Here is a 10,082-nt window from a genome sequence, read left to right on the forward strand (position 1 = left end):
ACAAGAATTTGCTTTGCCAGCTTCATCGAAACATACATTTACAGGCGGCTTTTTAAGATTATCGAGCCATTTATCATAGTCTGCCTTAGTTACAGCTCGAACTTGCATACGCATAAGGCTATGTGACAGTCCACAAAATTCTGCACACTGGCCTGTATATAGTCCGGGTTTATCAGCTTCTAATACAAGAGTGTTAGTTCGTCCCGGGACAACATCTTTTTTACCACCCAATGAAGGTATCCAAAATGAATGAATTACATTACATGGGTTAGTGGCCTTTAAGTCTTCGGTACTTTTATCTGCAATTGGTGTATCTTCAGTACAAGCTTTTAGTTTAAGCTCAATTCGAGTTTTAACTGGTATCACTAATTCGTTTGCTGTAATAACTTCATTGGCAGTTACTGGCGTCATTTTAGCATCTAGTTTTGGAGTACCGTCTGAATTATATATAGGGTACTGATCGGTTTGTACTCCGAATTGCCACCACCATTGTTTACCAACAACTTCAACTTGGATAGAATTATTACCACCAGGTTTATCGAGTTCAAAAATTGTTTTTACTGTTGGAACTGCAACACCGATCAATATTACAAGTGGAAGTATTGTCCAGCCAATTTCCAAAAAAGTATTTCCATGAATTTGTTTTGGAAATTTATTTTTCTCAGTAGATCTATATTTAATAGAAATATAGATTGTGGCAAGAAGAACAAGTACACCAATTACAGTTGCAATCCAAAAAATAGGAGAAAACAAATTCATAATTTTACGAGCAGCATCACCTTCTGGTCTTAATGAATTTTGTTTATTATCAGGTCCTGTCGCACAACCCGCAGTTATGATTGAAAAGATTGCAATAGATAAAATTAACTTTATTCTTTTAGTTGTTCTCATGTTCGAATTGTCTCTCCAAGATATGATTTAAAATACCTGCAATACTCTAGTGAAAATCTGCACAGTATTTGAAAATATCGGCAAAGTTTTTTAAAAAATATATTTATCTAACGATTCTGGTTTATCTTGCCAATTTTCGTCAATTACAACTTTGCTTTTAATAAATACCTTACAACCTAGAAATACTTCTATCTTTTCTCTCGCTTTTTGCCCAACCGTCTCTAACATTGAGCCAGCTCTACCGATAATTATAGGTTTATGACTTTTTTGTCGCACTATTATCTTTACATCAAAATTCCGTTGATCTTTCTTAGTGCTATCAAATTCCGTAGCTACAACGGCCAGAGACTGCGGTATTTCCGCACGTAAACGCCATAAAAGTTGTTCTCGCAATATTTCCCCAACAATAAATTCATCGCTCATATCATGTTCGCTGTCAGTAGCGAATAGTGCTTGACCAAAGGTCATATTGGAAAGTATCTCTTTTTTCAAAATTTGGACATTTTTTTTAGTAAAAGCCGATATTGGAATTATGGCCTTTGCATTTGGCAATAATTCGTTCAATTTAGATGCTTCTTGCGCTGCTTTCTCGAATTTTTTTAAAGTGTCACATTTATTCAAAACAGCTATAACACACGGATGATTTTTTATCCTTTCACAAACAAAAGCATCACCAGTACCGATTCCATCTCTGGCATCAAATACTGCAACAATAATATCAACACCGTGAAGTGCATTATATGCAAATTCATTTAAACGATCGCTTAGTGCATTTACAGGTTTGTGTATGCCAGGGGTATCAATATAAACAATTTGATAATCAGAGCCATTTTCAATTGCTCTTATAGAGCGTCTTGTTGTATGTGCATGAATAGATGTAATTGAAAGTTCATTTGACATTAAAGAATTTACAAGAGTTGATTTCCCAACATTTGGTCTACCTAAAATAGAGACTAAAGCACTTTTAAAATTTTCTTGTTCCATATTTATTATTATTTATCTTTGCCTGAAACATAGTCTGGTGAAGCATCGTCATCTTTTGTTTCTATGCCTTTCGAATTCTCTATATCACTTTGATCTAGTGTGGAATCTTCAATTTCGCTGACGTCATTTTTTGTAACTGTAACAGAGATAATCCTTTGTCCAACTACCCTTTCAACATAAAAGTCGAGGTTTTCATAATTTATTTTTTCACCTTCATATGGCACATGTTGACATATGTTAAAAACTAGACCTGAAACAGTGTCCCATTCAGTGTCTGGTATTTCTAAATCTAAAAGTTCTTCTAAATCATCTATTGTTGTTCGTCCAGGTACCCGCCATACATTTTCTGAAATTGTTTCAATTGTTTCTTCCATGGAGTCGTATTCATCAGAAATATCACCAACTAATTCTTCGACCAAATCCTCTAACGTGATTAGACCTGCAGTGCCACCATACTCGTCAACAACAATCGCCATATGGAATTGACTAGATTGCATATCTCTTAACAATTCAGCAGTTCGTTTTTGTTCTGGAATATATACAGCAGTTCTTTTAATGCTCTGTACACTTTCTTGCCCATTGCCTGCTCGCTCCGCTTCGAACATATCTCTTTGATATACGAGTCCAACAATTTGATCTCTTGTTTCTTTAAATATTGGAATGCGAGAATAACCAGCTTCTATTGAAATATTTAATGCATCTGAAATTTTTGCATCATAAGATACTGTGACCATATCTGTCCTTGGTTGCATGGCTTCTCTTGCAACTGTATCTGTAAATTCAAAAATAGAATGAATCATTTCTCGTTCAGTATGTTCAATGACTGATTCCTCTGCTGCAACATCTGCCATTGAGCGCAAATCTAATTCAGTAACAAATGGGCCCTTCTTTAACCCTTTTCCGGGAAGAATAATATTCGCGAATCCAATTAGTGCAGACGAGATCCAACGAAAAAGTGGAAACTTAGTCAAAAACCATAAAAAAGGTGTCAGTTTTAGTGCTATCTTTTCAGTATTTTGAACAGCATAAGTTTTAGGAGCTACTTCTCCTAAAACAAAAAATAATGAAATTTCAACAACTATAGAAACTACCACTGCTACTAAACCACCAATACCTTCAACAATTACTGATATTATTGATGCTGTACCTAGTTGTGCAATTAACAAAATGAGTAACAGCACGTTCAAAGTCGCTTCCGGCTTATCCACCATTTGCTGAAGTTTAAGGGCGTTTTTTTTGCCTTGATCAACCATAGACATAACATGGATTCTATTTACACGAATGAATGCTATTTCTGCCATCGCGCAGATTACAGAAGTTATAAAAAGGACAAGACAAACTGCAAGTAAATAATAATCAACTGTTTTCATATTGTACTGCCCATAATAATTATATTAGCGTAATTTATTGATTCATTGCGGTAAAGCATTACTATTTGCTCACATTTTTATCAGACAATATTTCAAATTCGCCTAATATCTCATGCTCTCTAGCTTGCATTTGTATTCGCTCTTTCTCTTCCATATGATCATATCCCAGCAGATGTAAAGTTCCATGAACTACTAGAAGTTTCATTTCTTGATCATATGTTTTATTGTTTTCTCCACATTGTTCGTTTGCAATCTTTGGACAGATATAGACATCACCAATAAGCGCAGGTATGCCATCGCCTTCACTTGGTGTTCCAGGTCCACGGCCACCATTATCTGGGTTACGTCCTACGCCTACCAAATCATCATCAATTGGAAATGCTAAAACATCAGTTGGACCATCTTTATCCATATAAGCCTTGTTTAATGAAGAAATTTCTTCTTCATCACAAAAGATTAGCGACATTTCGCTAGATATCATTATATTTTCTCTTGCTAAAACAAGTTTTGCTAATTCAATGTATGTAACAACATCTACTTCGATTTCACTTTGTTCATTAGTGCCGAATACATTTACTCGTGGGTTTGAATAATCTACATTTTTTTTCATGCGTTTATATTAGTTTTCATATGGGTGCGGATGGCTCTTATCCCATTTATCATATGCTTCTACAACATTTTGAACAACTCTATGTCTAACAACGTCTAGCCCTGTGAGATCACAAAATGCTACTTGATCGACTCCTTCAAGAATATTTCTAACTATTCTTAATCCAGAAATTTTTTGTGATGGTAAATCCACTTGAGTCAAATCGCCGGTAATAACCATTTTAGAATTATTACCCAAACGTGTTAAAAACATTTTCATTTGTTCGGGAGAAGTATTTTGTGCTTCATCTAACACAATAAATGAATCATTTAGAGTTCGTCCACGCATGAAAGCTAGAGGCGCAACTTCTATTATTCCACGCTCATGGAATCGATTATAAGCATCTGTCCCGACAATATCAAAAAGCGCATCATAAAGAGGTCTCAAATATGGGTCAATTTTTGCAAGAATATCACCGGGAAGGAAACCAAAATGTTCGCCAGCTTCGACGGCTGGACGAGTAAGAATTATTCTTTGTACAGATTTTGATTGTAAAGCTGCAACAGCCATAGCAACAGCTAAATAGCTTTTACCCGTACCTGCAGGCCCAACTCCAAAGGTAATAGTGTTACTTTGTATTTTTTCGACATAGTTTCTTTGACCTTGTGTTTTAGGATGTATAGCCTTATTTGCTTTTACTACATTTTCACCATGTGCTTCGCTTGGAGATTCATTTCGTTTAATCATATCTATATTTAACCTCAGATCATTCTCAGTTATTTGCGTCCCGCCATCTATTAATCCAATTAATTCTTTTATCAATTTTGTAACTTGCTTTACAACATATTTATCTGACGAAATTACTGTTATCTCATTCGATCTTATTAGTAAAGTCGCATCAAAATTATCTTCGATAATATCAACGTTGGCATCATTATGGCCTAAAAATTCGCGTAGGGTTTTATCCTTATCGATAATTGATTTTGAAGAGTAAGTTTTTACATCTGTAGGTTTATCCATATATAGTTAATTGTTCTATCGACTTAATTCGTATATGGCTAAAGTGATTCTGAAAGTTTTGAGCTTGCTATATCATGCGCTAATATGCCGATTTCATTACATCGATCTATAAATTCTTCTACTGTTTTACCAAAAACAGCAGATAAAATTCGTAAATCATCATTTCTTATAATGAAGAATTTACCTGTAGAGTTTTCTCTCTTGTTAAGAATACTTTGAGCAAACCTTGCAACAACCATTGCTTCAGCATGGGTATTGTCTTGCAATTTTGTTAAATCGACTTTTACTTTTTCAGTTATTTCAACTTCGATTTTTGTTAAATCTATTTCTTCATTCTTTTCTAAAACATCTGAAGGGCTCACTTCGTAAAAATAGCAAAGCCTTATAAGGCGTGCAACAGATATGGAACGTTCTCCGCGTTCATAAGCCCCAACAACAGAAGCTTTAAATTCGTTATTTGAAATTTTTTCTATACGTTGCAAAGAGAGCTTTTTCTCTTTACGAATTGAACGTAAGTTTGACCCAATTTGGGCAGATGCTGTAATCGATTGTTCGTCTTGAACGTCGTCCATTTCTCTCCTAGTTAAGATCTTTCATATATAGATTAGTCGCTGGATAGGCTTTATGAAAGTTTCCGATTTCTTTGTCCTAATTAAACACTCTCTTTACCTTCTCAAAAAGTGAATTTGAATTAACATGTTCCACAATCTCTTCTCCACTTATCTCGGCATAGGACATCAATATCTCTTTCTGTTCAGCATTGAGATCTTTCGATGAAGGTATTTTTACATTCATATAGACGAGCAAATCTCCACGGTTTCGTGACCTTAATCTTCCCATACCAAATTGACGCAATTTGAATACTTCTCCAGATTTGGTGCCGTTAGGTATTGACAAAGCTTGAATGCCATCAAAGGTTTCTAAATCTTTAGATGCGCCAAATATTGCTTCAAGGAAACTTATTTCTTGAACACAAACAAGATCATCGCCGTGACGTTCGAAACGTGAATCTTGATTTACATTTATAGAAACATACAAATCACCAGCAGGACTGTTCCTCATCCCAGCCGGACCTAAACCTGAAAGCTTTAGCCTAGATCCATTATCAACACCTGCAGGAATGTTGACTTCAAGAGTTACGTTTTGCTTTGTCACTCCAGTCGAATCACATTTATTACAAGGATCCGATATGAGTGTTCCCATACCTGAACATGTAGCACAATATTGTTGGGCCATGATTTGTCCAAACAAAGATTGTCTTAGTTCTTGTACAATTCCTGAACCATTACAGGTACCACAAGTTAACGACTTAGTGTTTTCTTTTGCACCACTACCTTCACATTTTTCACATGCTTGATCTATTTGTAATGTAACTTCTTTAGTAATACCAAAACAAGCATCTTTTAGTTCTATTGATATAGAAACTTGTGCATCGTTATTTGAATTCGAACTTTGAGAAAAACCAGTGCCAGCTCCTCCAAAGAAAGATTCGAAAATATCAGAAAGGTTGAAATCAAAAGATCCACCTGATTGTGCACCCGAATATCCCCCGGTGTTATTTCGTAGTCCATCAATCCCAAATTGATCATATCTTGCACGCTTATCAGGATCACCTAATATTTCATAGGCAACACTTATTTCTTTGAAATGTTCTTCCATTTCATCGTTGCCATGGTTGCTATCTGGGTGGAATTCTCTAGCTTTTGCACGATATGCTTTTTTTATTTCATGGGCAGTTGCAGTTCTTTCCACACCAAGTATTACATAGAAATCTTCCATTATTTATCCAATTTTTTTATTATTATATCTTTTACTAATTAATATATTTTACAACACTTGATTCATTTCATAGCTCTCGTACAATTCAATTGTAATACTATGTGCCATGAGCCTACCTTTTAAAGTTAAATATATAATCGATTTCTCATTATCATATTGACAAAAACCATTTTCAATTAGCATTTTTAGCACGTCGGAAAACTCATTTTTTTGCCAAGCTACTCCACTACGAGTCCTTAGTTTTAGAGCAAAATTTTCCATTTTTTTACTTATCGTTTCAACGGGATGGATAATTGTAAACAGTTCTTGTATTTTCTTATTATTTAAATTAGTGTCATAAAATCTCTTCATATATCTCTCGATATCACGTGGTGTGGCTATACGATTCTCGTTCGTGAAACCATGGGCAGCGCAACCTAATCCGATTACGTCAATTCCTCTCCAATAGCTCAAGTTATGTTTCGATTCATAACCTGGCAATGACCAGTTTGATATCTCATACCAATCAAAGCCATTTTCACTCAATACTCTGTCGGTTAATTCATACTTATCCGCTAGATCATCATCATTCACATTTTCTTTTTCGCCAATCGATATTGATATGGCAAGGGGTGTCTTGTTTTCAACGCCCAAAGAATAAGCAGATATATGTTTTGGTTTATATGCCAGAATATCTCGAAGTGATTTCTCGTATATATCAATAGTCTCATTACCAGATCCATATATTAAATCACATGAGAAATTTGTTAATCCAGCATCTAAAATGTTTTCTATAGAACTTCTTATACCGCTAGCTTTGTGTTCTCTTCCCAAGTAATCAAGTACATCTTGATTTGTGCTTTGTACGCCTATAGAAATTCTGTTTACACCACCTTCAAAATAAGTTTGCATTTGCTCTAAAGATATATGGTCAGGATTTGATTCGACGGTTATCTCACAATTTGGATCAATATTATTTTTACAATTATTTTTTATAGTTTCTATTATTTTTACAATATGTTTAGGGTTAATTAAGTTTGGGGTACCACCACCAAAAAATATAGATCGTAATTTTTTGCTTGTTATGTTTGACTCATTAATAATATGATAAGACCATTGATTAATGACAGCATCAATATATTTTTCTATAAGGTGTTCTTTATCTACCCAAGTTGCAAAATCGCAATAATCACAGCGACGCGAACAAAAAGGTATATGCACATAGACGCTAAAAGAATCGTCGCCATTAATCATTATTAGATTCTAAGCGAGCATATGAAGATACATTGGATCGTTACTAGATTTAGGAACGCCACCCGAAACTTCTTTTGTAATTGCAAAACCTTTGATTTTTCCATCTATATGAGTCATAGATATATCTGGGTTATTTCCAAGTACAGATGCTGAAATAACTTTTATGCCATCGGGAGAAGTTGCATCAGAAACAATTGCCCAGAGTTGATATGTTTCTGATTTAGATAATGAATCCATTGAGCGACCGTCTAACATGACCTCGCCTTTATCGTTCATCATCATCACTACTTTTATATCCCCAGATGTACCTTCTAGTGTCATTTGCTTTGTAGTCTTTTGTGATGCGAATAGAGCTAGTTCCTGTTCTCTATTTAAAGTTTTAGATGCTTCATTTTTTGTATTCGAATTGACAGAAGTAAATAGTATTGATGCAGAAATAACCACAGCCAGAACCGATGCTGCAACAGCCATATAAGAAATCTTATTGTACCAAGATTTATTTATTAATTTTTGAGTAGATAAACTGACAACATTATTAGTGTTATGAATTTCGTTTTTTTTAGAAATTTCATTTTTAATAGAATCAAATAGTGCAGGGTTGCTTGGTGAATCCATTTCTAAATTAGCAAGAACTTCTCTTTGTTCATCAACATATGTTTTCGCATTCGAAGAGACACTCAATATATTTTTAACTTGCGATTCCTCATTATCATCTAGTGCGCCAATCACATATAGATCTAATAGTTCACATATATCATCACTTAAATTAGTAGGGTCGAAGTTATTCATTATTCACACCCTTTACTTCTAAGTCACTCAAATGAATTTTAAGCTTTTTTAACGCTGAACGGATTCTTGATTTTACAGTACCTTCCGGTAGATCTAATTCAGATGCAACTTCTCTATAAGTTAATCCTTGATAATAACTTAAGACTATTGCAGATTTTTCATCGTTAGATAATTTTTCTAAAGCTAGCTTTACAGTTTCGCTTAATGATAATTGAAGGATTATTGATTCTGTATTTGATGTAGTATTACCACTTTTGTATATTTCTAAATTTTCGCTCTGCTTAAGTTCTCGTTTTGATCTTGCGGTTTCGCTTCTTATTAAATCTATTGAACGTGAACGACATTGTGTGAGTAGAAATGTTTTTAAAGTTCCTCGAGTTGGGTCAAATCTTTCGGGCTTTTCATAAAGATGGATAAAAACATTCTGTACAACATCATTTGCTTTAGCTTCACTTCTTAGTATCTTGCGAGCAATGTTTACACACGCTCCAGAATATAGATGAAAAACATTTTCAAAGACATTTTCGTCCTTGTTTATAAGAGAATCTAGAATATGTATTTCGTCCACAATAGCAACCATCATAGGTATTTTTTGTGTGTCTCTACTAATCAACGTTTCCATATAAGTATTACGTTGCTAAGGTTAATAGTGGATTATCGTAAATAACGCATGTCTCCAATAAGTCATGCAAATTGTAGGAAGTCCTGGTAGATACCACTTTATTACATGATATCAGTGCAATCTCAAAATATGCTTGCTAGAGTATATATCCTATATGAATATCAAAAATCACGAAGGCCCTCGGCTCCGTAATTTAGGACTTGTCCTAATCGTTATAGCTTCCCTAAGTTTCACTAGTGTAACTTTCGCAAGCCCAATTGATGATAAGAGAAAGAAGGCTGAACAGCTCTCTAATCAGATTCAAGCAAATGGCGACAAGATCTCTGGCTTGGCTGAAAGCTATAATGCAACAACGTTAAAACTTGCTAGTTTAAAAACAGACGTTCAATCAGCACAAAATGAAATTGATGCTGCCGAACTTGAAAATAAAGCAATAGATTCGCGGGTGCAAAAAAGAGCGATATCGCTTTACACTTCTTCTGCAAACGAAGATGACGTCGATTCAACTCCGTTAAATGCGAAAAGAAAAGATTCATATGCAAACTTAGTAAATGGTTCTGACTCATTTGCTATAACTCAACTTCAAATTTCTAAAGAAAATATTGCACTTAAAAAAGCTGAGCTAAGCAAGCAATTAGTTGATATTGATGCCCAAGAAAAAGCTTTGAGCGCACAGAAGAAATCTCTTGAGGCTGCCAATGCCTCTCAACTATCTCTTTTGAATCAGACAAAAGGTGAACTTTCTGGTTTGATAGCTCAGAAAGAAGCAGCAGACCAAGCAGCAGCAAGAGCACGCGCTGCAGCA

The 10,082-nt window shown here is 34.8% G+C and carries 11 protein-coding genes; 1 reads left to right on the forward strand and 10 read right to left on the reverse strand.

Features of this window, described 5'->3' with window-relative positions; all coding sequences use genetic code 11:
- From KBF89_08145 to KBF89_08190, 10 genes are all read right to left on the reverse strand, one after another.
- A partial coding sequence (locus tag KBF89_08145) for a cytochrome c oxidase subunit II (GenBank protein ID MBP9116292.1) occupies positions 1 to 891 on the reverse strand: 891 nt, incomplete at its 3' end.
- A 90-nt stretch (positions 892 to 981) separates the two neighbouring features.
- Positions 982 to 1,875 carry a GTPase Era gene (gene era, locus KBF89_08150; GenBank protein ID MBP9116293.1) on the reverse strand — a complete coding sequence of 298 codons (894 nt, stop codon included), beginning with the start codon at positions 1,873 to 1,875 and terminating at the stop codon, positions 982 to 984.
- An 8-nt stretch (positions 1,876 to 1,883) separates the two neighbouring features.
- Entirely contained in the window at positions 1,884 to 3,245 is a 1,362-nt protein-coding gene (locus KBF89_08155; GenBank protein ID MBP9116294.1) for an HlyC/CorC family transporter, read from the reverse strand.
- A 61-nt stretch (positions 3,246 to 3,306) separates the two neighbouring features.
- Entirely contained in the window at positions 3,307 to 3,855 is a 549-nt protein-coding gene (gene ybeY / locus KBF89_08160; GenBank protein ID MBP9116295.1) for an rRNA maturation RNase YbeY, read from the reverse strand.
- A gap of 9 nt (positions 3,856 to 3,864) precedes the next feature.
- Entirely contained in the window at positions 3,865 to 4,854 is a 990-nt protein-coding gene (locus KBF89_08165; GenBank protein MBP9116296.1) for a PhoH family protein, read from the reverse strand.
- A gap of 38 nt (positions 4,855 to 4,892) precedes the next feature.
- A complete protein-coding gene (locus tag KBF89_08170; protein MBP9116297.1) occupies positions 4,893 to 5,426 on the reverse strand; it encodes a helix-turn-helix domain-containing protein in 534 nt (177 codons plus the stop codon).
- Between the two features lie 76 nt (positions 5,427 to 5,502).
- On the reverse strand, positions 5,503 to 6,633 hold the full coding sequence (dnaJ, locus tag KBF89_08175; protein MBP9116298.1) for a molecular chaperone DnaJ: 1,131 nt from the start codon (positions 6,631 to 6,633) through the stop codon (positions 5,503 to 5,505).
- Between the two features lie 48 nt (positions 6,634 to 6,681).
- Positions 6,682 to 7,866 carry a radical SAM family heme chaperone HemW gene (hemW, locus tag KBF89_08180; GenBank protein ID MBP9116299.1) on the reverse strand — a complete coding sequence of 395 codons (1,185 nt, stop codon included), beginning with the start codon at positions 7,864 to 7,866 and terminating at the stop codon, positions 6,682 to 6,684.
- Between the two features lie 9 nt (positions 7,867 to 7,875).
- Positions 7,876 to 8,655 (reverse strand): anti-sigma factor, encoded by a 780-nt coding sequence (locus KBF89_08185; protein MBP9116300.1) that lies wholly within the window; start codon positions 8,653 to 8,655, stop codon positions 7,876 to 7,878.
- On the reverse strand, positions 8,648 to 9,238 hold the full coding sequence (locus KBF89_08190) for a sigma-70 family RNA polymerase sigma factor (protein MBP9116301.1): 591 nt from the start codon (positions 9,236 to 9,238) through the stop codon (positions 8,648 to 8,650). The genes KBF89_08185 and KBF89_08190 overlap by 8 nt, the downstream gene beginning before the upstream one ends.
- A 193-nt stretch (positions 9,239 to 9,431) precedes the next feature.
- Here KBF89_08190 and KBF89_08195 point away from each other — a divergent pair.
- On the forward strand, positions 9,432 to 10,082 hold a 651-nt coding region (locus KBF89_08195), incomplete at its 3' end, for a hypothetical protein (protein ID MBP9116302.1).

It is taken from the genome of Acidimicrobiia bacterium (assembly GCA_018057765.1).
Classification (GTDB): domain Bacteria; phylum Actinomycetota; class Acidimicrobiia; order IMCC26256; family JAGPDB01; genus JAGPDB01.